At 68.3% G+C, this 1,042-nt stretch carries 1 protein-coding gene and 1 tRNA gene; both read left to right on the top strand.

Annotated elements, in window-relative coordinates; all coding sequences use genetic code 11:
- On the top strand, positions 1–696 hold a 696-nt coding region (locus tag AX708_RS20950; RefSeq protein WP_067490352.1), incomplete at its 5' end, for a hypothetical protein.
- A gap of 125 nt (positions 697–821) precedes the next feature.
- Positions 822–897 (top strand) — tRNA-Ala (locus AX708_RS14775).
- Positions 898–1,042: the final 145 nt, after the last annotated feature.

Below are 1,042 nucleotides of genomic sequence, written 5' to 3'. Positions count from 1 at the left end.
ACGATGCCGTCCAAGGGGCCTGACGGGCGGCGCATCACGATCAATTCGAACCTCTCGAACGACCAGCTGGTGTGGAACCTGCGCTCGGCCTGGAACGTCGCCGCCCTCAATTGCCTCGCGCCCGAATACGAGCCGATCCTGCAGGGCTACCGCGCCTTCCTCTCCAAGAACGTGCGCGGCCTCAAGGCGGTCAATGACCGGATCGAGAAGAGCTACACCAGCCGCTTCAAGGTCCGCCGCGACGCGATCGTCGCGCGCGATGCTTACACCACGCAGGTCTACAACTTCTTCGCCGAGCCCGCCGCGCGCGCCGGCTTCTGCCGCGCCGCGCTCGATATGGCTAACCGCGCGCTGGCGACCCCGCCGACCGATCCGCTCGCCTTCGCGCAGGGCAATTTCGACGGGTTGATGGTGCCGTTCTACCAGTTCTTCGACGAATACGAGGCCTACCAGCGCGCCTCGGCCGAATGGGACGCGAAGTGGGGCGCGCAGTACGGCGCCTCGCAGCCTGGCTGGGTGGCGGTGCAGCAGCACCGCGCCGGCCTTGCCCCCGCGCCTGCGCCCGGTGCGGCTCAGACCGTGATCGACCCCGAAACCGGCCTGCCGGTGCCGGTCATCCCGGTGACCGAGGGCGTCACCTCGCAGCCCGTGGTGCAGCCGATCGCGCCCAAGCCCGCAGCGACCGGCGGCAAGTAGCGCGTCCGCTCGGGGAGGAGCCGGCCGCGGCGGCAAAAACGCCGTTGCAAGCCATGGCGCTTCTCGCTAATGCGCGCGCTCGCCCGCTCCCCGATGAGGATGGCGGGGCTCGCGAAAACTGGAACGGGGCCGTAGCTCAGCTGGGAGAGCGCGTCGTTCGCAATGACGAGGTCAGGGGTTCGATCCCCCTCGGCTCCACCAGTTAAACGCATTGGGCCTCCCCTATCAGGGGAGGCCCAATGCGTTTAACTGGTGGGTTTCTTGTTTTCCGCACGCCTCCGGCGCGCGAAATCCTCGCTCATGCGACCTGAAGGTCGCGTCGCTGCGGGCGGCCGGTCGGCCTTGC

The sequence above is a fragment of the Erythrobacter sp. CCH5-A1 genome (genome assembly GCF_001557115.1).
Lineage (GTDB): Bacteria > Pseudomonadota > Alphaproteobacteria > Sphingomonadales > Sphingomonadaceae > Erythrobacter.
Note: the sequence above shows the minus strand (reverse complement) of the source record. Positions and strands in the feature narration are given on the sequence as shown.